The sequence below is a fragment of the Amycolatopsis sp. QT-25 genome, assembly GCF_029369745.1.
Lineage (GTDB): Bacteria > Actinomycetota > Actinomycetes > Mycobacteriales > Pseudonocardiaceae > Amycolatopsis.
The window spans coordinates 1,728,150-1,754,002 of the sequence record NZ_CP120210.1 but is presented as its reverse complement, the minus strand read 5'-3'; the positions used below and the strand labels follow the sequence as shown (position 1 = coordinate 1,754,002).

At 68.0% G+C, this 25,853-nt stretch carries 23 protein-coding genes and 1 pseudogene; 11 read left to right on the top strand and 13 right to left on the bottom strand.

Going from position 1 to position 25,853, the window contains the following annotated elements; all coding sequences use genetic code 11:
• Nucleotide 1 precedes the first annotated feature (1 nt).
• The 3 genes from paaB to paaZ are packed head-to-tail and all read right to left on the bottom strand — an operon-like array spanning nucleotide 2 to nucleotide 3,272.
• Nucleotides 2–286: a 1,2-phenylacetyl-CoA epoxidase subunit PaaB gene (paaB, locus tag P3102_RS08125; RefSeq protein ID WP_005168080.1), complete on the bottom strand. Its 285-nt coding sequence runs from the start codon at nucleotides 284–286 to the stop codon at nucleotides 2–4.
• Nucleotides 283–1,236: a 1,2-phenylacetyl-CoA epoxidase subunit PaaA gene (paaA, locus tag P3102_RS08120; RefSeq protein ID WP_276367825.1), complete on the bottom strand. Its 954-nt coding sequence runs from the start codon at nucleotides 1,234–1,236 to the stop codon at nucleotides 283–285. Before paaA ends, paaB begins: the two co-directional genes overlap by 4 nt.
• On the bottom strand, nucleotides 1,233–3,272 hold the full coding sequence (gene paaZ, locus P3102_RS08115) for a phenylacetic acid degradation bifunctional protein PaaZ (protein WP_276367824.1): 2,040 nt from the start codon (nucleotides 3,270–3,272) through the stop codon (nucleotides 1,233–1,235). Before paaZ ends, paaA begins: the two co-directional genes overlap by 4 nt.
• 203 nt (nucleotides 3,273–3,475) lie before the next feature.
• Between paaZ and P3102_RS08110 the strand changes: the two genes are divergently transcribed.
• From P3102_RS08110 to P3102_RS08100, 3 genes are read left to right on the top strand one after another with little or no spacing between them, the layout of a single operon-like run.
• The gene (locus tag P3102_RS08110; RefSeq protein ID WP_276371046.1) at nucleotides 3,476–3,907 is read left to right on the top strand and encodes a hotdog fold thioesterase; all 432 of its coding nucleotides are present in this window, start codon (nucleotides 3,476–3,478) and stop codon (nucleotides 3,905–3,907) included.
• Nucleotides 3,904–5,187, top strand: a complete 1,284-nt coding sequence (paaK, locus tag P3102_RS08105) for a phenylacetate--CoA ligase PaaK (protein ID WP_276367822.1) — start codon at nucleotides 3,904–3,906, stop codon at nucleotides 5,185–5,187. Before P3102_RS08110 ends, paaK begins: the two co-directional genes overlap by 4 nt.
• Nucleotides 5,184–5,777 carry a TetR/AcrR family transcriptional regulator gene (locus tag P3102_RS08100; protein WP_276367821.1) on the top strand — a complete coding sequence of 198 codons (594 nt, stop codon included), beginning with the start codon at nucleotides 5,184–5,186 and terminating at the stop codon, nucleotides 5,775–5,777. Before paaK ends, P3102_RS08100 begins: the two co-directional genes overlap by 4 nt.
• A gap of 138 nt (nucleotides 5,778–5,915) precedes the next feature.
• Here the strand turns inward: P3102_RS08100 and P3102_RS08095 are convergent, their stop codons facing one another.
• The 3 genes from P3102_RS08095 to P3102_RS08085 all read right to left on the bottom strand — a co-directional run bounded on the left by P3102_RS08095 (nucleotide 5,916) and on the right by P3102_RS08085 (nucleotide 7,676).
• On the bottom strand, nucleotides 5,916–6,182 hold the full coding sequence (locus tag P3102_RS08095; protein WP_276367819.1) for a hypothetical protein: 267 nt from the start codon (nucleotides 6,180–6,182) through the stop codon (nucleotides 5,916–5,918).
• Nucleotides 6,183–6,293: 111 nt separating this feature from the next.
• Complete coding sequence (locus tag P3102_RS08090; protein ID WP_276367818.1) at nucleotides 6,294–7,127, bottom strand: phosphotransferase; 834 nt, start codon at nucleotides 7,125–7,127, stop codon at nucleotides 6,294–6,296.
• 72 nt (nucleotides 7,128–7,199) lie between these two features.
• Nucleotides 7,200–7,676 carry a hypothetical protein gene (locus P3102_RS08085; protein ID WP_276367816.1) on the bottom strand — a complete coding sequence of 159 codons (477 nt, stop codon included), beginning with the start codon at nucleotides 7,674–7,676 and terminating at the stop codon, nucleotides 7,200–7,202.
• Nucleotides 7,677–7,855: 179 nt separating this feature from the next.
• On the opposite strand from P3102_RS08085, the gene P3102_RS08080 reads away from it, so the two are divergent.
• From P3102_RS08080 to P3102_RS08070, 3 genes are read left to right on the top strand one after another with little or no spacing between them, the layout of a single operon-like run.
• Complete coding sequence (locus P3102_RS08080) at nucleotides 7,856–8,353, top strand: NUDIX hydrolase (RefSeq protein ID WP_276367815.1); 498 nt, start codon at nucleotides 7,856–7,858, stop codon at nucleotides 8,351–8,353.
• 20 nt (nucleotides 8,354–8,373) lie between these two features.
• On the top strand, nucleotides 8,374–9,582 hold the full coding sequence (locus P3102_RS08075; RefSeq protein ID WP_276367813.1) for a helix-turn-helix transcriptional regulator: 1,209 nt from the start codon (nucleotides 8,374–8,376) through the stop codon (nucleotides 9,580–9,582).
• Nucleotides 9,583–9,601: 19 nt separating this feature from the next.
• Entirely contained in the window at nucleotides 9,602–10,267 is a 666-nt protein-coding gene (locus P3102_RS08070; RefSeq protein ID WP_276367812.1) for a TetR/AcrR family transcriptional regulator, read from the top strand.
• On the opposite strand, the gene P3102_RS08065 is transcribed toward P3102_RS08070, so the two are convergent.
• Entirely contained in the window at nucleotides 10,194–11,222 is a 1,029-nt protein-coding gene (locus tag P3102_RS08065; protein ID WP_276367810.1) for an AraC family transcriptional regulator, read from the bottom strand. The genes P3102_RS08070 and P3102_RS08065 overlap by 74 nt on opposite strands.
• Before the next feature lie 78 nt (nucleotides 11,223–11,300).
• Here P3102_RS08065 and P3102_RS08060 point away from each other — a divergent pair, with 78 nt between their 5' ends.
• Entirely contained in the window at nucleotides 11,301–12,401 is a 1,101-nt protein-coding gene (locus P3102_RS08060; protein WP_276367809.1) for a winged helix DNA-binding domain-containing protein, read from the top strand.
• A gap of 118 nt (nucleotides 12,402–12,519) precedes the next feature.
• On the opposite strand, the gene P3102_RS08055 is transcribed toward P3102_RS08060, so the two are convergent.
• A complete protein-coding gene (locus P3102_RS08055) occupies nucleotides 12,520–14,025 on the bottom strand; it encodes a glycosyl hydrolase family 18 protein (RefSeq protein WP_276367807.1) in 1,506 nt (501 codons plus the stop codon).
• Nucleotides 14,026–14,186: 161 nt separating this feature from the next.
• Between P3102_RS08055 and P3102_RS08050 the strand changes: the two genes are divergently transcribed.
• Entirely contained in the window at nucleotides 14,187–16,544 is a 2,358-nt protein-coding gene (locus tag P3102_RS08050; protein WP_276367806.1) for a Tex family protein, read from the top strand.
• 69 nt (nucleotides 16,545–16,613) lie between these two features.
• Here P3102_RS08050 and P3102_RS08045 read toward each other — a convergent pair whose 3' ends face one another.
• Nucleotides 16,614–18,344, bottom strand: a complete 1,731-nt coding sequence (locus tag P3102_RS08045) for an acyl-CoA dehydrogenase (protein ID WP_276367804.1) — start codon at nucleotides 18,342–18,344, stop codon at nucleotides 16,614–16,616.
• Between the two features lie 25 nt (nucleotides 18,345–18,369).
• Nucleotides 18,370–19,628, bottom strand: a pseudogene (locus tag P3102_RS08040) (serine hydrolase domain-containing protein).
• Between the two features lie 352 nt (nucleotides 19,629–19,980).
• Between P3102_RS08040 and P3102_RS08035 the strand changes: the two are divergent.
• From P3102_RS08035 to P3102_RS08025, 3 genes are all read left to right on the top strand, one after another.
• Nucleotides 19,981–21,645, top strand: a complete 1,665-nt coding sequence (locus P3102_RS08035) for a DEAD/DEAH box helicase (RefSeq protein WP_276367803.1) — start codon at nucleotides 19,981–19,983, stop codon at nucleotides 21,643–21,645.
• Nucleotides 21,646–21,749: 104 nt separating this feature from the next.
• Nucleotides 21,750–22,085: a transposase gene (locus tag P3102_RS08030; RefSeq protein WP_276367801.1), complete on the top strand. Its 336-nt coding sequence runs from the start codon at nucleotides 21,750–21,752 to the stop codon at nucleotides 22,083–22,085.
• A complete protein-coding gene (locus P3102_RS08025) occupies nucleotides 22,082–22,963 on the top strand; it encodes an IS3 family transposase (RefSeq protein WP_276367800.1) in 882 nt (293 codons plus the stop codon). The genes P3102_RS08030 and P3102_RS08025 overlap by 4 nt, the downstream gene beginning before the upstream one ends.
• Nucleotides 22,964–23,029: 66 nt before the next feature.
• Here the strand turns inward: P3102_RS08025 and P3102_RS08020 are convergent, their stop codons facing one another.
• The 3 genes from P3102_RS08020 to P3102_RS08010 all read right to left on the bottom strand — a co-directional run bounded on the left by P3102_RS08020 (nucleotide 23,030) and on the right by P3102_RS08010 (nucleotide 25,849).
• A complete protein-coding gene (locus tag P3102_RS08020) occupies nucleotides 23,030–24,325 on the bottom strand; it encodes an IS256 family transposase (protein WP_346660170.1) in 1,296 nt (431 codons plus the stop codon).
• A gap of 372 nt (nucleotides 24,326–24,697) precedes the next feature.
• Nucleotides 24,698–25,630 carry an acyl-ACP desaturase gene (locus P3102_RS08015; RefSeq protein WP_276367799.1) on the bottom strand — a complete coding sequence of 311 codons (933 nt, stop codon included), beginning with the start codon at nucleotides 25,628–25,630 and terminating at the stop codon, nucleotides 24,698–24,700.
• Between the two features lie 90 nt (nucleotides 25,631–25,720).
• A complete protein-coding gene (locus P3102_RS08010; protein ID WP_276367798.1) occupies nucleotides 25,721–25,849 on the bottom strand; it encodes a hypothetical protein in 129 nt (42 codons plus the stop codon).
• Nucleotides 25,850–25,853: the final 4 nt, after the last annotated feature.

The following is a 25,853-nucleotide window of genomic DNA, read 5'->3' as shown; positions in this document are numbered from 1 at the left end:
GTCAGATGTGCGGAACGTTGTCGGGGATGTCGTAGAACGTCGGGTGCCGGTACACCTTGTCGCCGCTGGGCGCGAAGAACGGGTCCTTTTCGTCCGGCGAGGACGCCGTGATGTCCGACGCGCGCACGACCCAGATCGACACGCCCTCGTTGCGCCGGGTGTACAGATCCCGCGCGTGGTGCAGCGCCATGTCGTCGTCGGCGGCGTGCAGCGACCCCACGTGCACGTGGTTCAAGCCGCGCTTGCCCCGGACGAACACCTCGTACAGCGGCCAGTCGTGCTTCATGCCGACGCCCCTTTCTTCGCCGCGTGCGCCGCGGCTGCTTCGCGCACCCACGCGCCCTCGTCCTGGGCCCGCCGCCGGTGCGCGACGCGCTGGGCGTTGCAGGGGCCGTTGCCCTTCAACACGTTCTTGAACTCGTCCCAGTCGACGGCGCCGAAGTCGTAGTGCCCGCGCTCGGCGTTCCACTTCAGGTCCGGGTCCGGGAAGGTGACGCCCAGCGCCTCGGCCTGCGGAATGGACATGTCGACGAACCGCTGCCGGAGTTCGTCGTTGGTGTGCCGCTTGACCTTCCACGCCATCGACTGCGCGGTGTTCGGCGAATCCGCGTCCGGCGGGCCGAACATCATCAGCGACGGCCACCACCAGCGGTTCACCGCCTCCTGCACCATTTCCCGCTGCTTGTCCGTGCCGCGCATCATCGTCATCAGCAGTTCGAAGCCCTGCCGCTGATGGAAGGACTCCTCCTTGCAGATGCGGATCATGGCGCGCGCGTACGGCCCGTACGAGCTACGGCACAAGGGCACCTGGTTGCAGATCGCCGCGCCGTCCACCAGCCAGCCGATCACGCCGACGTCGGCGAAGGTCAGCGCCGGATAGTTGAAGATCGACGAGTACTTCTGCTTGCCGTTGATCAGCTTGTCGGTCAGCTCCGCGCGGTCGGCGCCGAGCGTGGCGGCCGCCGAGTACAGGTACAGCCCATGCCCGGCTTCGTCTTGCACCTTGGCGAGCAGAATGGCCTTGCGCCGCAACGAGGGCGCGCGGGTGATCCAGTTGCCTTCGGGTTGCATGCCGATGATCTCCGAATGCGCGTGTTGCGCGATCTGCCGGATCATCGTCTTGCGGTAGCCCTCGGGCACCCAGTCGCGCGGCTCGATGCGCTGATCACGCGCGATGGTGGCTTCGAAGTGCTGTTCGAGGTCTGTGGAGGCTTCCTCGGGGAGGGTGGCCGTCATGACTGCTCCTTGGCGACCAGGGTGAGCACGTCGTACTTCGCGACCGAGTCACCGTCGGCGTTGGTGACGTCGGCGTCCCAGCGGACCTCGCCGTACTCCTGGTCGACACGCGGGGTGATCTGCTTGGCGGTCAGGGTCACGGTCAGCGAGTCGCCGACCTTGACCGGGGTGAGGAACCGCAGGTTTTCCAGGCCGTAGTTGGCCAGCACCGGACCGGGCTCCGGCGAGACGAACAGGCCGGCGGCGAACGAGACCACGAGGTACCCGTGCGCCACGATCCCGCCGAACAGCGGGTTCGCCGCCGCGGCCTCGGGATCGGTGTGGGCGTAGAAGGTGTCGCCGGTGAACTCGGCGAAGTGGTCGACGTCGGACTGCAGGATCTCGCGCGGCCCGGCGACGACGGAATCGCCGATCTTGAGCTCCGCCAACGACTTCCGGAACGGGTGGACGTCGCCTTCGACGCGCGGGGCCCCGGTGACCCAGCGGCCGGTGACCGTGCTGAGCACCTTCGGGCTGCCTTGGACGGCCGTGCGCTGCATGTGGTGCAGCACGCCGCGGACCCCGCCCATCTCCTCGCCGCCGCCGGCGCGGCCGGGACCGCCGTGCACCAGCTGCGGCATCGGCGAACCGTGGCCGGTGGACTCCTTGGCGTCGTCGGCGTCGAGCACCAGCAGACGGCCGTGGAAGGGCGCGACACCGAGGACGACCTCGCGCACGAACTCCTGGTCCGCGGAAACGACGGACCCCACGAGACTGCCGCCGCCGCGTGCGGCGAGCTCGACGACCTGGGCGGTGGAGGTGTACGGCAGCAGCGTCGACACCGGACCGAACGCCTCGACTTCATGCGGCTCGGAACGCTCCGGGTCCGCCTTCAGCAGTACCGGCGAGATGAACGCGCCGCGTTCGGCGTCCGCGCCGACGACCTCGACCCGCTCCGGGTCGCCGAACACGACCGTGCCGACGTCCAGCAACGCCTTGAGCGACCGCCGGACCTCCTCACGCTGCTCCAGGCTCGCGAGGGCACCCATCCGGACACCCTCGGCGGTGGGGTTGCCGATGGTGACCTTCGCCAGCCGGGCGCTCGCGGCCTCGGCGACGTCGTCCAGCAGGCCGGCGGGGACGAAGGCGCGGCGGATGGCGGTGCACTTCTGACCGGCCTTGACCGTCATCTCGGTGGTCAGCTGCTTGACGAAGAGGTCGAACTCGGTGGTGCCGGGTTTGGCGTCCGGGCCGAGGATCGACAGGTTCAGCGAGTCGGCCTCGGCGGTGAACCGGACGGAGTTGCGCACGATCGCGGGGTGCACGCGCAGCTTCTGCGCCGTCGACGCGGAGCCGGTGAACGAGACGAGGTCCTGCGCGGTGAGGTGGTCGAGCAGATCGCCGGCACTGCCCGCGACGAACTGCAGCGTGCCCTCGGGCAGGATGCCGGAGTCGATGATGATCTCGACCAGCCGCGCGGTGAGGTACGCGGTCTGGCTGGCGGGCTTGACCAAGCTCGGCACCCCGGCGAGGAACGCGGGCGCGAACTTCTCCAGCGGCCCCCAGACCGGGAAGTTGAAGGCGTTGATCTGGACGGCGACCCCGCGCAGCGGGACGGCGATGTGCTGGGCGACGAAGGTGCCGCCCTTGCTCAGCGGCTCGACGTCGCCGTCGACGTAGACGGTGTCGTTCGGCAGTTCGCGCTTGCCCTTGCTGGAGTAGGCGAACAGCACGCCGATGCCGCCGTCGATGTCGACCAACGAGTCGGTCTTGGTCGCGCCGGTGCGTGCCGAGAGCGCATAGAGCTCCTCGCGGTGTTCGCGCAGATGGGAGGCCAGTGCCTTCAGCAGCGCGGCACGCTGGTGGAAGGTCAGCTCGCGCAGCGCGGGGCCGCCGACCCGGCGGCCGTGGTCCAGCGCGGCGGCGAAGTCGATGCCCTCGGACGAGACCCGGGCGACCTCCTCACCGGTGGAGGCGTCGTGCAGCGGTACGCCGGCGGTGTCACCGTTGTCCGCCGTGTGCCATCCGCCGGAGACGTAGCTGCGCAGCAAAGCCATGGGGCGACCCTTCGCCGGTGAGATTTACAGACCGTCCGTTCAGTAATTCACTGTAGCTCGTGACCGGAGTCTTGCAAACCCCCGGACGACGGTGGATCCTTGACATCGGCCCGAAAACGCGCCTTTACTGTCGGCACCTTCGACAACCGTCCATTCGGTCAGTAACTAGGTGGTCTGGCTTGACACTCAACGCCGCGCACGCGATGTTCGCCGACGATCTGGCGTCGAGCACGCTGGGCATCGAGCTGGTCGAGGCCGCCGACGGGCACGCCGTCGCCACCATGCGGATCACCGAGACGATGGTGAACGGGCACGGCATCGCCCACGGCGGCTATGTCTTCCTGCTGGCCGACACGACTTTCGCCTGCGCCTGCAACTCCGTTCACGCACCCTCGGCGGGGGGAAGTACCTCGGGACGGCATGGGCCGGTCACCGTCGCGTCCGGCGCCGAGATCTCCTTCGTCGCCGCCGGCGAACTCGGCGACCACCTCATCGCCACCGCCACCGAGCGGACCCGCTACGGCCGCAACGGCATCTACGACGTCACCGTGCACCGGGAGACCCCCGACGGGCCGGAGGTCGTCGCCGAATTCCGCGGCCGCAGCCGCACCATCGAGAAGGTACCCCGACGATGACTTTCAGCGACGCCGCCGAGAACCTGAGCATCGACGAACTCCAGGCACTGCAACTGAAGCGCCTCCGGTGGACACTGTGGCACGCCTACCGCAACGTGCCGTTCTACACCCGGAAGTTCGACGAAGCCGGCGTGCACCCGGACGACTGCGAGGCACTCGAAGACCTGGCGAAGTTCCCCTTCACCACCAAACAGGACCTGCGCGACAACTATCCGTTCGGCATGTTCGCCGTACCGGAAGCGCAGGTCAGCCGCATCCACGCGTCCAGCGGCACCACCGGCAAGCCGACCGTCGTCGGCTACACGGCCGACGACATCGACACCTGGGCGACGGTGATGGCGCGCTCGATCCGCGCGGCGGGCGGGCGTCCGGGCGACAAGGTCCACGTGGCCTACGGCTACGGCCTGTTCACCGGCGGCCTCGGCGCGCACTACGGCGCCGAGAAACTGGGCTGCACGGTGATCCCGGCGTCCGGCGGCATGACCGCGCGCCAGGTGCAGATCATCACCGATTTCAAACCCGAGATCATCATGGTCACTCCGTCGTACCTGCTCACGCTGCTCGACGAGTTCGAACGGCAGGGCATCGACCCGCGGACGAGTTCGCTCAAGGTCGGCATCTTCGGTGCCGAACCGTGGACCGAGCAGATGCGCGCGGAGATCGAGGAACGAGTCGGCATCGACGCCGTCGACATCTACGGCCTGTCCGAAGTGATGGGACCCGGCGTCGCGCAGGAATGCGTCGAGACCAAGGACGGGCTGCACGTCTGGGAGGACCACTTCTTCCCCGAGGTGATCGATCCGTTCACCGAGAAGCCCATCGACGCCGAAGGCGAACTGCTGTTCACCTCGCTCACCAAACAGGCGCTGCCGATCATCCGGTACCGCACCCGCGACCTCACCCGGCTGCTGCCCGGCACCGCGCGGCCGGCGTACCGGCGGATGGAGAAGGTGACCGGGCGCAGTGATGACATGATCATCCTGCGTGGCGTCAACGTCTTCCCCACGCAGATCGAGGAAGTCGTGCTGGTGACCCCCGCGCTCGCGCCGCATTTCCAGCTGATCCGGTCCACGAAGGGCCGGATGGACCACCTGACCGTCCGCGTCGAGGCCCGCCCGGACGCGACCACCGAACAGCGCGCCGAAGCCGCCGCCCGGCTGATCGCCGGGGTCAAGGCCGGGATCGGCGTGAGCATCGGCGTCGAGGTCGTCGACCCGGACACCCTGGAACGGTCGCTGGGCAAGATGCGCCGCGTCCTCGACGAACGGGACCGCGGTTGAGCACCCCCGCCCGCCGGGGACGCCCCGGCTACGACCTCGAGTCGCTGTTGCAGGTCGCGGTCAAACTGTTCAACGAACGCGGCTACGACGGCACCAGCATGGAAGACCTCTCCCGCAAGCTCGGCATCACGAAATCCGCGATCTACCACCACGTGCCGAGCAAGGAGGAACTGCTGCGGCTCGCCGTCGACCGCGCGCTGAACGGCCTGTTCGCCGTCGCCGCCGAGACGGAATCCTTCGAGGGCAAGGCGATCGAGAAACTGGAGTATCTGGTGCGGGGCAGTGTCCTCGTGCTGGTCGACCAGCTGCCGTTCGTGACACTGCTGCTGCGGGTGCGCGGCAACACCAAGATCGAGCGCGCGGCTCTGGCACGACGCCGGGAGTTCGACCGGCTGGTCACGGAGCTGGTGAAACAGGCCGAAACCGAAGGCGACGTGCGGCCCGACATCGATCCCGCGGTCACCGCGCGACTGCTGTACGGCATGGTGAACTCGCTGATCGAGTGGTACCGGCCGCGACGGGGTTCGGCCGGGACGGAACTGGCGGACGCGGTGTGCAAGATCGCCTTCGACGGCCTTCGGACCCAGTGAGGCTTCGCGTCGGTGGCGCGTGAAGGCCCCTTCCGTCGGCTCAGCCGAGGAAACTCGACCTTCACCCCTCCCGCGTGAGATGAAGGACGCTTTCATAGCAGAATTTGCCATGAAAGCGTCCTTCATCTCACGCCCGTGCTACTCCCCCGCGGCCTGGGGCGGCCGCCGCGCCTGCCAGATCAGCGCGTCGCGCAACTGCTGGATGAGCTGTTCGTCGTCGGCCTCCGACGGATCGACCCCGAGCGGGATCCAGCGTTCGCCGACCTCGGCCCCGTTCTCGAAACTGGTGAGCACGATCCCCGCGTAGGAGACACATTCGTCCTGGACGCGGACGTCACGATGCTGCACCCGCACACTGACCCACCGGCCGGTACGGCAAACCGGCTCGCGTTCGGTATCGGCCATTCGTCCCTACCCATGACGCCCGGTCCCCCGCCCCGAACGTCGCCGCGAGGGGTCTGGGGGTTACCGGCGGGTTGTTCCGAATGAGTAACGACAGCCGGTCACGTGAAACGGTTACGCTCGGCCCATGAGCACCAGGCGATGTTCAGTCCATCGCCGAGCCGCTGTCGCAAGCCTCGCGCGCATCGGAAGCGGGTCGATGTGGTGCAGGTAGGTCCACATTCCCAGCAGCGCCACGGAGAAAGCGGTCAGAGCCCTCGATGATGCTGTCCTCCAAGCGAAGGTGGTGGCCGCCCACTGCTCCGCGGTTTCGGGGTCGTGGCCCTGGTCGATGAGGCGGACCACCAGATGGGCGGCGTCGACCCAGGCCGCGCCGGTGCGTGACCAAGCCCAATCGATCACCCATGCGCGATCACCACCGACCATGATGTTGAGCTGGTGCAGGTCGGTGTGGAGGAGACTGTTTCCTGTCACCGACTCGATCCCTTCGGCTTCCAGCTCCACGAGAACGTCGAGCCGGTCTCGACTCCATTCATCCAGTTCGACGGGTGGCCGATGGCGCAACCGTCGCCATCCCGCCATCCATGCCATCTTCCTGGAAAGGGTCTGGATGCCTGGCACGGCGAAACCGGTCAGTTCACGAGCCATGATGGACACGGCCCCGGCCACCAACGGCAAATCCTTCGATCCGGGGGAAAGATCAGCATGGTGGCCGGTGATGTGCTGGAAACCGAGCATGAGCCAGCCATCGGCCTCGGCCTTCCATCGCAGGCGGGGTGCCACCGCCGGAGGCAGCTGCGAGGCGACTGCCGCTTCATGGCGATGCATCGCGCCACGTCCACCTCCGGCGTCGACGACCCCTTTGCAGAACACTGCTCCCAGCCGCGTGTGCAGGGTAGCGGCGAAGTCGGAGTTACGTCCGGCCACCGGTGCCTCGACGCGGCGCACCGGCCCGGTCTCGGCTTCTATCGCGACGCGCACGGTCTGCGGGAGGTCGTTCCAGGTATGGAGCATGGGTCCTCAGTCAGCCGGGGGCGGATCGTCCGAACAACCGTTCTTGCACTGCGAGCAGTTCACGTGGCCTGCGCCTCTGACGACAGGCCACAGTGCCGGGTCGACAGCGTATCCAGCCCGTTCGATCGCGGTCACCGTGCGCATCAATGTGGCGTAGGCGGCCTCTCCTGACGCTTCGGGATTTCCCGCCGAAATAGGCACATGATGAAGAAACCGGCCCGCGATCCTGTCGCAGAAGTTCGCGTAGTCGCGAGTGTGCAGGATGAAGGTGTGCCAGCCGATGTCCACCAATTCGCTGGGGGCAAGACGACCAACGGTGTTGCAGGCACACGCGGCCAGGAACGCCAGCGCCTGGTCGACGATACGTTCGGCCAAGTCGCGCCCCAGCTTCTCGTCAGCGGCTATCCGACCGGCGAGCCGGTCGAACAGCATGCTGGACACAAGGGCGCGCCCGGTGGCGGATGCGATCAGGACAGCGGTCACGGTAGCTCCTCCGGCTAGTCGAATCGAAGACCCGTCTGACAAGGCCACGCTCATAGCTTGAGCGCTCTCGACCAGCGAGAACACTGCCGTATCGCATGCTTTTTCCCCACTCCGTCGCCCGTTCCCTGCCGTTCGAGCAGAGAACGGGCTGGTAGGTGAAGGCGGTAGCCTGCGACACCGTGGACCTTCTCCCCTTCAGCGAATACGCGGCTTCCCTCAACCGGAAGCGCGCGGCTGCCGGCGTGCTGCTCCGCGACGATCGGTCACGAATACTGCTGGTAGAGACCACGTACAAAACTGAATGGGAGATTCCGGGCGGCGCGGTCGAAGCGGACGAAGCTCCGTGGACGACGGCGGCGCGCGAACTCCACGAAGAGCTGGGCATGACCCGAGCCCTCGGCACGCTGCTGGTCATCGACCACATCCGCGTTCAGGGAGTGATGCCGGAGGGTTTGGCGTTCGTGTTCGACGGCGGCCTCGTCACCGAAGACGAGGTCCGAGGTATCCGATCAACCGATCCGGAGATCCGGTCAGTGGGGCTGTACAGCCTGGAAGAGACCGAACGGCTGGTGAAATCCAACCTCCACGCTCGGATCAGCACCGCATTGCGCGCGGTGGACACCGGGAGGACCGTGTTCTGTGAGGGTGGTCGCCCAGCGGTGACAGTCCGGGGATAGTTCACTTCGGAGGGGGAGACATGTCCAGCCCGTTGGCAGAGAACCTCGCGCGCTTCCGGAAGGCGCGAGACCTGTCCCAAGAGGAGTTGGCCGCGACGGCGGACGTCGGAGTCGACACCGTGAGTCGCATCGAGCGTGGGCAACGACAAACCGCGCGACCGGCCACGATCGCGAAGCTCTCTCGGGCCCTCACGGTGGCACCCGGCGCGCTGCTGGGGCTGATGCCGCGCATTCACGGTTTCCCTGACGCCGAGGTCGCCCGGTTACGACACGCGATCACGGCGAGCAGCGAAGTCCCGGGACTCGATGACCTCGCCGATACCGACGGCGTCAGTGACTGGTTCAGCCTGGCCAAGGCAGGACACGCCACCTGGCAGGCCTACGTGGACGGGCGCCACAGCCAGCTGCTCCACGCCTTGCCGATCCTGCTCGCAGATGCTCGCCGGTGCGTCCACGCCACTACCGGAGACGCGAACGCCGCTGCTCAGCGATTGCTGTCCACGGCTTACCGCCTCGGAGCCGGAATCGCCGGACGGCTGAACCTCGCCGACCTTGCCTGGACAGCCGCCGAGCGTGCCTTGACCGCGGCTCGAAAGTCCGACGACCCGGAAATCGGCATCGCGATCTCTGTGCGCTATCTCGTCTGGACTTTGATCAACCAGGGCCGCACCGCGGACGCCGAGCGCGTCGCGGTGAAGGCGGCCGAACGAATTGAGCCCCGGATGCTCGACCGGGATGCCATCCGAGCGGGGGTATTCGGCAACCTGTTGTTCAACGCCGCTAACGCCGCGCTGCGCTCGGGAAGCGGTGAACGAGCACACGACCTCCTCGCCGTCGCCCGGTCCGCCGCGCTGCGAACGGGAAAGGACAGCGCTACCGAAGCTGCGATCTTCGGACCTCGGGTAGCCGCGCTGCAGGTCGTGGAGCACGCTGTCCGGCTTGGTGACCCCGAGGCAGCACTTCGACTCGCCGAAAAGATCCCACAACCACAAGGTCCCGTCCCCCCGTTCTGGGAAGCCGGTCATCGAATACACCTGGCTCACGCGGCAGCCCAGCTCCGACGTGACCAGCTGGCTGTGGACCTCTTGGGAGAAGCCCGGGATCTCGCGCCCGACTGGGCTCGACGTCAGCCGCTCGGTGCGGCTGTCATGCACGATCTGGTGGACAAAGCCCCGCGAAGACGCGGCCGCCGTTTCGCGGTACTCGCGGCGGACTACGGCGTTCTCTGACTGCGGTTACGCTCGGCCCATGAGCACCGATCCGGAGATCCGGCGGCGCCGCCTCGAACCGGCCGCCCGGCGTGCCGAGATCCTGACCGCGGCCCGGCGGCTGTTCGGCGCGGGCACGTACGCCTCGGTTTCGACCTCGGACATCGCGAACGCCGCAGGGGTGGCCAGGCCGCTGATCAACCACTACTTCGGCGGCAAGCGGGAGCTGTACCTGGAGGTCGTCCGGCAGATGATGACCGTGCCGGCGCCGGTGATCGAGAACTTGCCCGACACGACCGCCGAAGAGCGGCTCGCGATCAGCGTCCGGCACTGGATCGAGGTCGTCGAACGCAACGAGCAGGCGTGGCTGACGGCGATCGGGCCGGAGGCGGTGGGCCGCGACCCGGAGATCGAGCGGATCATGCGGGAGGCCGACGAGATCGCCGCCGATCGTGTGCTCGCCGCCGCGTTGCTGAGCGACGTCACGGAGGGTCGCGAAGAACTCCGCGCGATGATCCGTTCGTACGGCGGGATGCTGCGGGCCGCGTCACGCGAATGGCTGATCCGCGGCACGCTCGGCCGGGAGGAGCTGCGGGTGTTCCTCACCGAGTCGATCCTGCACCTGGTGCGAGTCACCTACCCGGCCGTGCTCGCAACGCGGTCCGCCGGGCGAACGCCGCCGGCGTCATCCCCTTCCAGCGTTTGAACGCGTAGATGAAGCTCGACGCCTCGGCGTAGCCCAGCCGCAGCGCGACGTCCTCGACGCTGAGCGCGCCGGTGTCGAGCAGTTCCTCCGCCAGGGTCTGCCGCACCTCGTCGAGCAGCGCGCGGTAGCCGGTCCCGGCCTCGAACAACCGCCGTCGCAGCGTGCGCGGGCTGAGCGCGAGCTGCCGCGCGACCTCCTCCATCCCCGCGTCGACCCCGCCGAGCCGCACCAGCCGTTCCCGCACCTGCTGCGCGATCCCGGATCGTGCCCGTTTCCGCGACACCAGCAGGTCGCACTGCGCGGCGCACACCGCGACCGTCTGGTCGTTGGCCTGCGGCAGCGGCTGGTCGAGAAAGACCGGGTCCAGGGTGGCGAGGTGTGACGGCGCGGAGAACGACGGCGCCAAGCCGAAGGTCCGCGCGTATTCGTCCACTGTGGATGGTCGCTCGTGCCGGAAGGCCAGAGAGCGCAGGGAGATGCCCGGAAGGATGTCGCGCATGACGGTGTGGATGGCTCCGAGGTCGCGCAGCACCAGGAAGCGGGCGACGTCGCCCGGCACGCGGCTGTCGTCCATGGCCAGCGCGAGCCGCCCGGCCTCGACGGTCACGTGCGGGATGCAGAAGGTGAAACTCAGGTCCAGGTATCGCAGGGCGAACCGCATCGCGTCCCCCAGTGTCGGGCTGCTGATGCACGCGAAGCCGAAGATGCCGAACGCGCTCACCCGGTACCGCCTGCTCAGCCGCAGCGCGACCTCGTCCTCGCCACCGAGCCCGCGGACCAGCGCGCGAACCACCGCCAGCTCCTGACGCGCGTCGACCTGGCCGTCCACGGGAGCGTGCTCGTAGGACGCCAGCCCGGTGACGCCGTTCTCGGCTGCGAAGCGGGCCATGAGCACGATGCTCGCCGTACCGCGCGGGTAGTCCCAGTCCCGGATCACCGGCGGCGGTAGTTCCATGGCCGGGATTATGGATCGCGGCAACGCCCGGCGCATTGAGGACCGTAACTGTCCTTGATCCCGTTTAGGGTGAGCGGCATGTCCGACACGTTGAGCAGGCGCGCGCTGAATCGCGCCATGCTGGACCGGCAGCTGCTGCTCCGGCCTTCGAAGACGACCGCGCTCGAAGCGGTCGAGCATTTGGCCGGATTGCAGGCGCAGGCGCCGAATCCGCCGTACTTCGCGCTGTGGACGCGGCTGCATGATTTTCGCCAGGAAGAGCTGGCGAACCTGCTGCTGGACAAGAGTGTCGTGCGGATCGCGCTCATGCGCGGCACGGTGCACCTGGTGAAATCGGCGGACGCGCTGGCGTGGCGGCCGATCGTGCAGTCCCTCTACGACCGCTCGATGGACAACACCCAGTTCACCCCGGAGCTCAAGGGCCTCGATCACCAGGAGATCGCCCGCACCGCCGGCGAGCTGCTCGGCGAGCGGTCGCTGTCGTCCGCCGAACTCGGCGCGGAACTGGCGAACCGCTGGGCAGGCGTGCGACCGTCGGCGCTGGTGCACGTCGCGCGGGCGCTGCTGCCGCTGGTCCAGCTTCCGCCGCGCGGTGTCTGGGGCAAATCCGGGCAGCCGACGTACCGGACCATCGGGGAGTGGCTGGGCGCCGAGCCGGACGCGACGCCGTCACCGGAAGCGATGTTCCGGCGCTATCTGGCCGCGTTCGGGCCCGCCGGCGTGCGGGACGCGCAGGCGTGGGCGGGGATCACGAAGCTCGGCGAGGTCGCCGAGCGACTGCGACCGGAACTGCGGACGTTCCGCGACGAGAACGGACGTGAACTCTTCGACCTCGAAGACGCCCCGCGCCCGGATCCGGACACCCCCGCGCCTGCCCGGTTGCTGGGCCCGTTCGACCAGACCGTCCTGTCCTACGCCGACCGCACCCGCGTGATCAGCGACGAGTACCGCAAGGTCGTCATCACGCAGAACGGACTGGTCAAGGGCACGATCTTGGTCGACGGGTTCGTGAAAGGCCGCTGGGAGATCAAGGCGGCGAAGAAGGCCGCTTCGGTGGTGATCACGCCGTTCGAACGCGTCCCGAAGCGCGACTTGGAGGCCCTCGAAAGCTCCGCGTATCGCCTTCTGGCCTGGGCGCACCCGAAGGCCGAGTCGCATTCGGTGCAATTCGGCACCTGATTGCGATGTTTGCGTCGCGCAAATATCGCAAGCAGGGGACGAATTGCGTGAGGGGGTGGAAAGGGCGGGGCACCGTCGCCCGCGCGACGACGGTGCCCCGCCCCGGTCTAGCGGGTCGTCACGGGAGGCCGGCCAGGCCCGCGCTCACCGTGTTCGCCCACGCGTATCCCTGCGAGGCGTCCCAGTTGATCGACCAGGTCATCGCGCCCCGGATCGTCGGGTACGTCGTCGCCGGTTTGAACGAACCGCAGTTCGTGCCCTTCGCCAGGCAGTTCAGCGCGTTGACCGTGTTGCCGGGCGCCTGGTAACCGCCACCGGCCGCCGAGCCCGACGCGGGCAGGCCGAGCCCGACCTGGTCGGCTCGCAGGCCGCTCTGCAACTGGATGCAGGCCAGCGCGGTGAGGAAGTCGACCGTGCCCTGCGAGTAGACCTTCTGGTCGCAGCCGAGCATCGAACCGCTGTTGTAGTACTGCATGTTCACGATCGTGAGGATGTCCTTGACATTCAGCGCCAGCTTGAAGTACTCCGCCGCCGGGCTCTGCATGTCGATCGTCTGCGGCGCCATGGTGATGATCGTGCCGCCCGCCGCGTGGATGCTGCGCAGTGCCTGCGCCATGTAGGTCGCGTTGACACCGTTCTCCAGGTCGATGTCGACGCCGTCGAAGCCGTAGGTCGCGATGAGCGACTTCATGCTGTTGGCGAAGTTCGTCGCCGCGGCCGCGGAGTCGACGCGGATCGTGCCCTTCTCACCGCCGACGGACAGGATGACCTTCTGCCCGCGTGCCTGCGCCGTCTTGACGTCGGCCTTGAACTGCGCGTCGGTGTAGCCGCCGAGCTGGCTCGACAGACCGGGATCGAGGGTGAAGGTGACTGCGCCCGGCGTGGCCGTCGCGTCGGCGAAGGACACCGCGATGATGTTGTACTTCGTCGGGACGTCGGCGAGCTTGAGTGCCTTCGCGCCGTTGTAGAAGTTCTGCCAGTAGCCGGTGATCACGTGCTTCGGCAGGTTCCCGGGGTTCGGGTTGGTCGTCGTGGTCGTCGGCGAGCTGGTAGTGGTCGTCGGGCTCGTGGACGTCGTCGGGCTCGTGGACGTCGTCGGGGTCGTCGGGGTCGTCGTCGGCGAACCACCGGGGCCGTCGAGGTTCACGTCGTCGGCGAAGTACGCGGGCTGGCCGTACCAGCCGTGCAGGTAGATCTCGACGTTCGTGGCGGACGCGCCGGTGGTGAAGTTCAGCGAGAGCTGCGACCAGCCGGCCCCGCCCTGGGTCCAGGTGTTCTTGTCCCCCGTCCCGGTGCCGGTGACGCCGAGGTAGGTGTAGCCGCCCTGCACCCACGCCGAAAGCGTGTACGCGGTGTTGGCCTTCACGGCCACGCTCTGCGAGCAGCGGGCGTTGTCGTGCCCCGCCGGAGTGGCGCTGAGCGCGCGGCTGCCCGAGTGGACCGGCGTGGTCACCACCGCGTTCGCCCCGGAGCAGGTCCAGCCGCTCGTGGTCCCGAGTTCGAAGCCCGGATTGGTCAGGATGTTGGCGGCCGAGGCGTTGCCCGAGACCGCGAAAGTCACCCCCAGGCACACGGCCAGTGACGACAGTAGGGCGAGGAACGCGTGTTTCGGCTTCACTTTCACGACTGGCCTCCACGAACGGGTGATGTCGGCCACATCAAAATGGACTAGACCAATACAACTGTCAAGGGTTCGGTTAGAGGAGGCCATACGAAAGTCGGCTCGGCACGAGCGGCAGAATGCAGGGTCCGAGAGCACCCGAGGGCGGATTCAGGAGCGTGGGAGTGAGCGTGCAGGGCCTGCAGACAGTCGAGCAGAAGATCGCCGAAGAACTCGGTGTGCGCGAAGGGCAGGTCAAGGCGGCCGTCGACCTGCTGGACGGCGGATCCACCGTGCCGTTCATCGCCCGGTACCGCAAAGAGGTCACCGGGATGCTGGACGACACCCAGCTCCGTACCCTCGAAGAACGCCTCCGCTACCTGCGGGAACTCGGCGAGCGCAAGGCCGCCGTGCTGGAGTCGATCCGCGGCCAGGGCAAGCTGGACGAGGCGCTCGAAGCGTCGATCATGGCGGCGGACACCAAGTCCCGCCTCGAGGACATCTACCTGCCGTACAAGCCCAAGCGGCGGACGAAGGCGATGATCGCCCGCGAGGCCGGTCTGGAGCCGCTCGCCGACGGGCTGCTGAGCGACCCGGACACCGACCCGCAGGCCGCGGCCGCGGTGTTCGTCGACGCCGACAAGGGGGTCGCCGACGCGCAGGCCGCGCTCGACGGCGCCCGCGCGATCCTCGTCGAACGCTTCGCCGAAGACGCCGACCTGATCGGTGAGCTGCGCGAGAAGATGTGGTCGCAAGGCCGCCTCGCGTCGAAGGTCCGCGAGGGCAAGGCCGAAGAAGGCGCGAAGTTCTCCGACTACTTCGACTTCTCCGAGCCCTACACGAAGCTTCCCTCGCACCGGATCCTCGCGATGTTCCGCGGTGAGAAGGAAGAGATCCTCGACCTCACGATGGAGTCGGAGGAGCCCACAGTGTCGTCAGCAGAACCGCGTGTCGGGCCGACCGAGTACGAGACCCGCATCGCGCACAAGTTCGGCATCTCCCACGAAGGCCGCCCGGCCGACAAGTGGCTCGGCGACACCGTCCGCTGGGCGTGGCGCACGAAGATCCTGCTGCACCTGGGCATCGACCTGCGGATGCGGCTGCGCCAGTCGGCCGAGGACGACGCCGTCCGCGTGTTCGCCGCGAACCTGCGCGACCTGCTGCTCGCCGCCCCGGCGGGCACCCGCGCCACGATGGGCCTCGACCCGGGCTTCCGCACGGGCGTCAAGGTCGCCGTCGTCGACGCGACCGGCAAGGTCGTCGGCACCCACGTGATCTACCCGCACCAGCCCGCCAACAAGTGGGACCAGTCCCTCGCCGAACTCGCCGCGCTGTGCGCCCGGCACAAGGTGGACCTGATCTCGATCGGCAACGGCACCGCGTCCCGCGAGACCGACAAGCTCGCCGGTGAACTGATCAAGAAGCACCCCGAACTGAAGCTGACCAAGGCCGTCGTCTCCGAGGCGGGCGCGTCGGTCTACTCGGCGTCGGCGTTCGCGTCGCAGGAACTGCCGGGCATGGACGTCTCGCTGCGCGGCGCGGTCTCCATCGCGCGTCGGCTGCAGGACCCGCTGGCGGAGCTGGTGAAGATCGACCCGAAGTCGATCGGTGTCGGGCAGTATCAGCACGACCTGTCGGAGATCTCGCTGTCGCGGTCACTCGACGCGGTGGTGGAAGACTGCGTGAACGCGGTCGGCGTGGACGTCAACACGGCGTCGGCGCCGCTGCTGACCCGCGTCTCGGGCATCACGACGACGCTGGCGGAGAACATCGTCGCGCACCGCGACGAGAACGGTCCGTTCAAGACGCGGAGCGGGCTCAAGGAGGTCGCGCGGCTCGGCCCCAAGGCCTTCGAGCAGTGCGCGGGCTTCCTGCGGATCCCGGACGGCGACGACCCGCTCGACTCGTCCTCGGTGCACCCCGAGGCCTATCCGGTGGTGCGGCGGATCCTGAGCTCGACCGGCACGGACATCCGTGCGCTGATCGGCAACTCGCGAACCCTGCAAGCGCTGAAGCCCACGGAGTTCGTCGACGACACCTTCGGTCTTCCGACGGTGACCGACATCCTCGCCGAACTCGAAAAGCCGGGCCGCGACCCGCGTCCGGCGTTCAAGACCGCGACCTTCGCCGACGGTGTCGAGAAGATCGGTGACCTGAAGCCGGGAATGCGGCTCGAGGGTGTCGTGACGAACGTGGCCGCGTTCGGCGCGTTCATCGACGTCGGCGTGCACCAGGACGGGCTCGCGCACGTCTCGGCGCTGTCGAAGAACTTCGTCAAGGACCCGCGCGAGGTCGTGAAACCCGGCGACATCGTCAAGGTGAAGGTCCTGGAGGTCGACGTGCCGCGCAAGCGGATCTCGCTGACCCTGCGGCTGGACGACGAACCCGGCAAACCTGCCCGCGAGCAAGGCGGCGGCGGTCGTGACCGTGGCCAGGGCGGTGGCGGCCAGCGCGGCGGCAACCGCGGCGGTGGGGGCCGGGGCGGGAACCCCGGCGGCGGCTCGCTGGCGGACGCCCTCCGCAAGGCCGGCTACGGCAAGTAGGTCCCAGAAGTACGTGAAGGCCCCCATCCTGTACCTAGGCGCAAGGATGGGGGCCTTCACGTACTTGGCCTACGGGTTCATCGCGTAGGCGCCCGAGAGATCACGGACGAGCGACCACACGTGGTCGAACCGCGCCGCGTCGACGACCGGCTTCCGGATCGAAGCCAGCGCGAGTGCCTGCTGTGCCTCGGTCGAGGAGGACTTCCCGTGCAGATCGATCGCGGTGACGCTGAAGTCCTGCACCAGGATGGCGAAGATCTGGTCGACGACCTCGGTCTCGATGCCGGTGATCTCCGCCTGCTCCAGCACCAGCTGCCCGTAGACGACCAGCGTGAACAGCTCGGTCAGCGCGAGGCCGAAGTCGATGTCCTGCCGCTGCGCCTCGTCCGGCGCGGCTTCGGTGAACAGCTTCACGAGCGCCTCGGCCTGCTCGGTGAACCGGGCGACGTTCGGGATCGCGGACGCCTTGGCGTAGGCCTCGCGCCAGTCGTGGAACCGCACCTCGGACAGGCCGCGTGCGGGGCCTTGGCGGAACAGGAACTCGTCGTCGGCCGCGTCGGACCGAGTCGGCACCGGCTCGTAGGCCTGCGGCGCGAACAGGTACGCGGGCACGAACTTCGCGATCAGCGCGAGGTTCACCGCCACCGTGCCTTCCAGCTTCGGCAGGCCGTCGATGTCGTTCTTGGCCATCGCCAGGTAGGTGTCGGCCTCGAAACCCTTGGCCGCCACCACGTCCGCGACCAGACCGATGACCTTCCGCGCCTCGGTGGTCACCTTCATCTTGGTGATCGGGTTGAACAGCAGGTACCGGCGGTCGTCCGCGTGCGCGCTGCGGAAGTAGTCCACGGCACGGTCGGAGAACAGCTTCATCGCGACGAGCCGCGCGTACGCCTCGACGAATTCCCGGCGCACGTGCGGGAAATCGGTGACCTTCTTGCCGTAGAGCACCCGGTTGTGCGCGTGCGTGATCGCCTCGTACAGCGAGTGCGTCGACATCCCGATGCCGCCGAAGCACAGGTTGAACTTGCCGATGTTGACCGTGTTCAGTGCCGCGGAGAACGCTTCGGCGCCGACGTGCAGAATGTCCTCTTCGGACACCGGGTAGTCGTCGAGCCTGAACTCGGCGACGTACATCTGTGACGGCACGACGTTCTTCACCACGTGGTAGTTCGAGTGCTCCGAATCCGCGTAGAAGAACACGTACTGATCCGGGCCCTCGACACCGTCGATGCGGCCGAACACCGACACGGTCCGCGCGCAGTTGCCGTTGCCGATGTAGTACTTCGACCCGTTCGCGCGGTAGCCGCCCGCACCGTCCGGGGTCAGCACGAGATCCGACGAATAGATGTCGGCGCCATGCTCCTTTTCGGACAGTCCGAACGCGGCGACGCCTCCCGCCGCGAGCGAGTCCGCCGCGCGGCTGCGAGCGGCCTCGTTCGCGCTCTGCCACACCGGGCTGAGGCCCAGGATCGTGACCTGCCAGGGGTACCAGTAGTTCAGGCCGTAGAAGCCGAGGATTTCCGACAGGGCCGCGACCCGCGCGGTGTCCCAGCGCTTGTCGGGGTTGCCCTCGGCGTTGGCGCCGGGAGTGAGGAACGTCGAGAAGAGCCCTTCCTTGCCCGCGAACTCGATGAAGTCCGCGTAGAAGGTCCGGTCGTGGTAGTCCTCGACGAGCTTGCGTTTGCCGCGCTGTTCGAACCATTCGATGGTGGCACGCAGCAGGCGACGCGTCTCCGGGTCGAACTGCCGTGGGTCGTACCCACCCGGGTTCAGCAACAACGCGGTCGCCTTTTCGCTCATGGTCACTCCTGGTCAGCCGAAGTTACTACTCGGTAACCGTAGCGCGCCGCTTCGCCGTCCGGCCACCGAACTCGACCGAAGTCACCTCCCCGCGGTCGTTCCGCAGGAACCGCGCGGTGGGCTTGCGGGTGTCGCTCGCCGGGGCGATCGCGTCGGCGGCCACGAAGACGGCCTCGAACGGCGGCGGCGACGGGAAGTCCTCGATGTCGGCGACCAGCCGGGCCCACAGCGCGCCGTCCCGGCCGCTGACCACGAACGCCAGGTCGCCGGTCTGGTAGCGGCCGAGGTACTCGGCGATGTCCGGCCGGGGCACCGGCGGCGGGCTCGCGAGCGGAGGCAACCCGACCAGTTTCTCCAGGCACCAGTCGACGATCTTCGCACCCAGCGCGGACCCGCCCGCGCTGTTGGTCAGCACGGTGACGGCGAAGTCCTCCTCCGGAACGGTCACGAACTCCGACAACTGGAGATTGCCCACGTTGCCGCCGTGCCGGACCAGCCGGGCAGCGCCGTGGGTGGTGTGCAGCCAGCTCAGCCCGACCTCTTCGAACCGCAGCGCGGCCTCGCGCTGCGGCGCGAGCATGAGGTCGCGGGTGGCTTCGCTGATCGGCGGCTCGCCCTCGGCCTCGCCGGTCAGGAAGAACCGGGCCCATTTCAACTGGTCGCCCGCCGTCGACCACAGTCCGCCGCTCGCGCTGTCGGCACGGGTGAGGCCCACGGTGTGCTCGACCGCCGGTTCGCCGTCGCGCAGCACGTGGCCGACGGTGTGGCGGCGCGTGAGCACCTCCCACGGCAGGTAGTACGACTCGGTCATGCCCAGCGGTTCGAGCAGCCGGGCGCGGACCACGTCCTCGAAGAGTTCCCCCGCCACCACCTCGACGACCCGGCCCGCCAGCTGGAACCCCGCGTTGGAGTAGGAGAACACTTCGCCGGGTGGAAGTTCTGCGGCAGGTCGCCGAATTTCGCGATCGCGAGGGCGAGCGCGTCGTCACCCCATCCGGTGCTGAAGTCCACGTCACCGAGGAACCCGGCGGAGTGGGTCAGCAGATGGCGCAACGTCACCGTCTTCCGTGCCGCCGCGTCCGCCAGCCGAAGATCGGGAAGGTACTCGAAGACCGGCCGGTCCAGCTCCAGCGCACCGTCTTCGACCAGGGCGAGCACGGCGGCCGCGGTGAAGGTCTTGCTGGTGGAGCCGATCATGAACAGCGTGCCGGGATCGACCGGAAGTCTGGTGTCCACATTGGACACCCCGGTGGCGAAGACCGACTCCTCGCCGCGATGCGCCACCCCCACCACGGCTCCCGGGACACCCGCCCCGCGCGCCTCCTCGTCGAGCACGCCTCGCAGCTCCTGAACGTTCGACACCCGTGTCCCCTTTCGTCCGGTCAGGACAGCGTTTCACCGTGACGCCGCGTCCGGCTCGTCCGAACCGACGAACCCCGGCGGACCGGTGCGGGCGACATCACGTAGCCCCGGAGATCACGACCCGGTACACTGGACCACGCGGTCCGCTCAGTTCTGCCTCGGGCCGCGTTTCGTTGTCGAAGACCACGCGCCGCGGCCCCCGAGGTCTGCGCCGGGCAGGACAACCCTTCCTATCCTTACGGAGATACCAGGGCGCACCTGTGCCCACACGCTTATGAGCACACCTACCTTCACCGAACTCGGCCTGCCCAAGACCCTCGTGGACTCGCTCGCCGAACAGGGTGTCACCAGCCCGTTCCCCATCCAGGCCGCCACGCTGCCGCATTCGCTGGCCGGTCGCGACGTCCTCGGCCGCGGCCGCACCGGCTCCGGCAAGACCTACGGCTTCGTGCTGCCCGTCCTCGCCCGGCTCGCCGCCGGCCCGACCCGGCGCCGCCCCGGCCGTCCGCGCGCCCTGGTCCTGGCGCCGACCCGCGAACTGGCCACCCAGATCGAGGCGTCGTTCCTGCCGCTGGCCAAACCGCTCGGCCTCAAGGTCACCACCATCTTCGGCGGCGTCAGCCCCAATCCGCAGATCACCCGGCTGCGTGACGGCGTCGACATCGTCGTCGCCTGCCCCGGCCGGCTCGCCGACCACATGCGCTCGGGTGAGGCGAAGCTCGACAACATCGAGGTCACCGTCCTGGACGAGGCCGACCACATGGCCGACCTCGGCTTCCTGCCCGACGTCCGGCGCATCATGGCCGAGACCCCGGAGCGCGGGCAGCGGCTGCTGTTCTCCGCCACCCTCGACGCGGGCGTCGACGTGCTGGTCAAACGCTTCATGCACGACCCGGTCACCCACAGCGTCGACTCGGCCCAGTCGCCGGTCTCGACCATGCAGCACCACGTGCTGCACCTGGAGGAGACGCACCGGCTGCCGGTGCTGATCGACCTCACCGCCGCACCCGGCCGCACGCTGGTGTTCACCCGCACGAAGCACCGCGCCAAGCAGTTGACGCGCAAGCTCATGGCCTCCGGCGTGCCGGCGGTCGAACTGCACGGCAACCTCGGGCAGACCGCACGGACACGCAACCTGGAGGCGTTCGCCTCCGGCGCGGCGAAGACGCTGGTCGCGACGGACATCGCCGCCCGCGGTATCCACGTCGACGACGTCACGCTGGTCATCCACGCCGACCCGCCCGTCGAGCACAAGGCGTACCTGCACCGGTCCGGCCGGACCGCGCGGGCCGGGGCGTCCGGCACCGTCGTCACGCTGATGACCGACGCGCAGGTCGGTGACGTCCGCGACCTCACCCGCAAGGCCGGGATCAAGCCGACCACGACGCAGCTCGGCCCCGGCCACCCGCTGCTGTCGAAGCTGGCGCCCGGCGAGCGTTCGTTCACCGCGTCGCCGCGGCGGCCGATCGTGGACACGCGGCCGAAACGGGTCAGCGCCAGCGGCGAGGCGATCCCGGGCAAGGGCGAGGACGAAGACCGTCCGGCAGGCGGCCGTGGCTCTTCTCGCGGCGGTCGCGGCCGAGGCCCCTCCGCCGGTGGTCGCGGTGCTTCCGGTGGCGGCCGTGGCTCTTCTCGCGGCGGTCGTGACGCTTCCGGCCGCGCTTCCGACGGACGTTCGCGTCAGCCTCGCGCCGAGGGCGACCGCCGAGGTACTCCCGCCGGCCAAGGCCGTCGCGCGGACGAGTCCACCGGACGTCGCGAAGGCGCGCCTAAGGGCGGTGGCCAGGGTCGTCGCTCCGCCGACTCCCAGCCGCGCCGCGGCTCCGGTGCCGCCAAGTCGCAGTCCTCGCGGACCCAGTCCGGCGGTGCTCCGGCCCGTCGCGGCGGTGCCGCCGCGTTCTCCTCCGGGACCCGCGCCGGCTCGCGCCGCTCGCGCTGACGCTCCCCGCCTCCCGCCACGCGAGTTACGCCTTCCGCCACGCGAGTTACGCCTCCCGTCACGCGAGTTACGCCCTCAAGCACGCGAGTGGAGTTGCCCCTGTGATGCGGACACCTTGGTTCCAGACGTTGGTCTGGAGGGAGGATGTCCTGGTGTCTCGCAGGTCGAAGTATCCGGAGCAGTTCCGTCGTGACGCGATCGAGCTGGTCAGCACGAGTGGTCGGCCGTTGCGTCAGATCGCCCGTGAGCTGGGGGTCAATCACGAGACGTTGCGGTCGTGGGTGAACACCGCCAAGCATGCCGTGGAAGCCGGGCCGGTGGAGGATCCGGCGGTGGTCGATGAGGTGCAGCGGTTGCGGAAGCAGGTCGCTGAGCTGCAGAAAGAGAAGGAGATCCTGCGGAAAGCGGCCGCCTATTTTGCCAAAGAGATGGATCGATGATCTACCGCTACCGGTTCATCTCCGAGCATCGCGCCGAGTTCGGTGTGAAGCGGTTGTGCCACGTCCTGGGCCTGCGCCGGCAGGGTTTCCACGAGTGGGCCGCCGCTGGGGCGGCCCGGGAGGCCGCGGCGGAACAGGAGCGGGAGCTGGTAGCGGTGATCACCTCGATCCACGCGCAGCACCGGGGTGCCTATGGGCGGCCCCGGATCACCGCGGAGCTGCGCCGCCGCGGGCGCGTGGTGAACCACAAGCGGGTGCAGCGGTTGATGCGTGAGCAGGGCCTGGCCGGGATCACCCGCCGCAAACGCCGGAGCCTGACCAGACCCGCCACCGTCCCGGTGACACCGGTGGCGGATGAGATCTGTCGTGATTTCACCGCCGAGCGCCCTGGTCAGCGGTTCGTCGGGGACATCACCTATCTGCCCACGTTCCAGGGCTGGCTCTACCTGGCCACGGTGATCGACCTGCACAACCGTGAGATCGCCGGGCACGCGATGGCCGGGCACCTGCGCGCCGACCTGGTCTGCGACGCCATCGCCCTGGCCACCGCACGCGGCCTGATCCACCCCGAGGCGGTCTTCCACTCCGACCGCGGTGTCCAGTACACCTCCGGCCAATTCCGCGCCGCGCTCACCGCACACCGGATCCGGCCCTCGATCGGACGGGTCGGGTCCTGCTACGACAACGCCGTCGCCGAGTCGTTCTTCGCCACCCTTAAAACCGAGATCGGCACCACCATCTGGCGCACCCGCGACCAGGCACGACACGACATATACCGCTACCTCCACTACTACAACCACGACCGTCTACATTCGACAATCGGTCACCGCACACCCCACGAAACCCGAACCAGCTACAGTCACCAACCAACAACGTGAAACCCCGTGTCCGCCATCCGGGGGCAACTGGGCCTGTCCCGTGATCGGTGTTTCCGGCGTTGTCGATCAGTAGGTCTCGGCTCCCGGCCAGCGGTCACCGAATGTGATGGCGAAAGCGTTGATCACTGGCTTCCAACGCATCGTCCATCGAGCGCGGCCTGTCCCGGTCGGGTCCAGGCTGCGGGTCACAAGGTACAGGCACTTCATCGCGGCCTGCTCGGTCGGGAAATGTCCACGTGCACGGATCGCCCGCCGATAACGGGCGTTCAGCGACTCGATCGCGTTCGTGGAGCAGATCATCGTCCGGATCTCGACGTCGTAGTCGAGGAACGGCGTGAACTCATCCCAAGCGTTGCGCCATAAACGAATCACCGCTGCATGCTTCGCGCCCCATTTCTCTTCGAATTCGTCCAGAGCGGCCGCCGCAGCGTGCGGGCTGGGTGCGGTGTAGATGGGTTTGATGTCGCGTTTCACCGCGTCCCAGTCCCGGCGGGACACGAGCCGGAAGGTGTTGCGGATCAGGTGGACGATACAGGTTTGCACAATGGTCTGCGGCCAGACGTTCGTCACGACGTCGGGCAGGCCTTTGAGTCCGTCGCAGACGAGGAAGAACACATCCCGGATGCCGCGGTTCTTCAGGTCGATCAGCACGCTCATCCAGAACTTCGCGCCCTCGCCGCCGATGCCCATCCACAGGCCCAGGACGTCCTTGTGGCCGTCCACGGTGACGCCGATGGCGGCGTAGACGGGCCGGTTGGCGACCTGCCCGTCGCGGACCTTGACGTGGATCGCGTCGATGAACACAGCGACGTACACCGGGTCGAGCGGGCGGCTGGCCCAGTCGTTCATTTCGGCGACGACCTTGTCGGTGATCCGCGAGATCGTTTCCTTGCTGACCGAGGACCCGTAGATTTCGGCGAAATGCGCCGAGATATCCCCCGTCGTCATTCCCTTCGCATATAGCGACAGCACAATCTCGTCCACCTCGGTCAGCCGACGCTGCCGCTTCTTCACGATCTGCGGTTCGAACGTGCTCTCCCGGTCCCGCGGAACGTTGATCCCGACCTCGCCCGCCGCATCCGAGACCACCGTTTTCGGCCGGGAGCCGTTGCGCACGTTCGTCGACTCACGATCCGGGTCGGCCTGGTTCTTCTCATGCCCCAGATGCTCGGTCATTTCCTCGTTCAGTGCCGTTTCCAGCACGTTCTTGGTGAACAGCTTCAGCAACCCGTCCGGGCCGGTCAGCGCCAGCCCGCGAGCCTTCGCCTCAGCCACCATCACCGCGGCGGCGGCCTGCTCCGGCGACAGCTCCCGCGCCGGCTTGGACTCACGCTTACGTGGACTCACAAGCTCCGATGTCATCACTCACAGTGCCCATCCCGCCGGACCTCAGCCCGGCGTGTCGGGCCGAAAACACCGATCTTGGAACAGTCCCGGGCAACTCCACGTGATCCGATGGACGACACGTGAGTCGTCCGTTTGATCACGCGTGTCGTCCGTTTGATCACGCGTGTCGTCCGTTTGATCACATGAGTTGGCCGCCGGATCACCCGTGATTGCCGTCGGCTCTCACGGGTTTGAGAGCGGACACGCGTGACCGGGGGTGTAACTCGCGTGGCTAGAGGCGTGACTCGCGTGGTTGGGGGCGTAACTCACGTGATTGAGCACGTAACTCACGTGATTAGGGGCGGGACACGCGTGGGCGGGGGCGTGACTCGCGTGGAGGAGGGCGAGTCAGGCCTGGCGGGCGGCGGCGCGGGCTTCGGCGGCCGCGCGACGTTCTTCGAAGCGCGAAGCCTGGGTGTCGAGGGCCTTCAGGAACTGGTCGAGTTCGTCCCGTGCCTTTTCCCCGACCTCGCCGAGCCCTTCGAGCTCGAAGATCCTCCACTGCCGCAGCAACGGCCAGATCACCTCGTCGTGGTGGATCCGCAGGTCGTAGATGCCCGCCTTCGCGATCAGCGCGGCCTTCCGCGCGAAGCTCGGGATCACCGCGCCCGGCATCTGGAACCGGACGACCTCGTCGGTGATGGCGCGCATCATCGCGTCGGGGGAAAGCTCCAGCGACGCCTGCACCAGGTTCCGGTAGAAGACCATGTGCAGGTTCTCGTCCATCGCGACCCGCGCGAGCAGCTTCTCGCACAGCGGGTCTTGCGTGTACTTACCGGTGTTGCGATGCGAAAGCCGCGTGGCCAGCTCCTGGAACGACACGTACGCGAAGACGTTCAGCAACGCCTTGTCGCCGCTGTCGTACCCGGCCTGCATGGTCTGCATCCGCGCCCGCTCCAGTTCGACCGGGTCCACCGCGCGCGTCACCAGCAGGTAGTCGCGGATGCAGATGCCGTGGCGCCCCTCCTCCGCCGTCCAGCGATGCACCCACGTGCCCCACGCGCCGTCGCGGCCGAACGCCCGCTCGATCTCGCGGTGGTAGCTCGGCAGGTTGTCCTCGGTGAGGAGGTTGACCTCCAGCGAGGTCCGCGCGATGGGCGACACCCGCGACTGCTCGGGATCCCACGGCTCGCCGCCCAGTTCGGCGAAGTTCTTGCCCTCGCTCCACGGCACGTACTCGTGCGGCATCCATTCCTTGGCGACCGAGAGATGCCGGTTGAGGTTCTCCTCGACCGTTCCCTCCAGCTCGAGCATCAGCCGGGTGCCTTCGGGGACCGTCATGCCTTTCGTCCTTCCGGGGTAAGGAAAACGCCTACCTACGACACCGTAACTTACGGTCTCGTAGGGTTGCCACCTCCGGAAGGTGAACGCTCAGGAGCCGGGGACGGCCGCGAGCTTCGGCATGAGCTGATCGATCGCGCACGGGATGCTCAGCACGGTGTCGAACGAGATGGCCGCGCCGACCGGCGGGTTCTCGTAGGGCAAGGCCAGCGTGCCCAAAGTC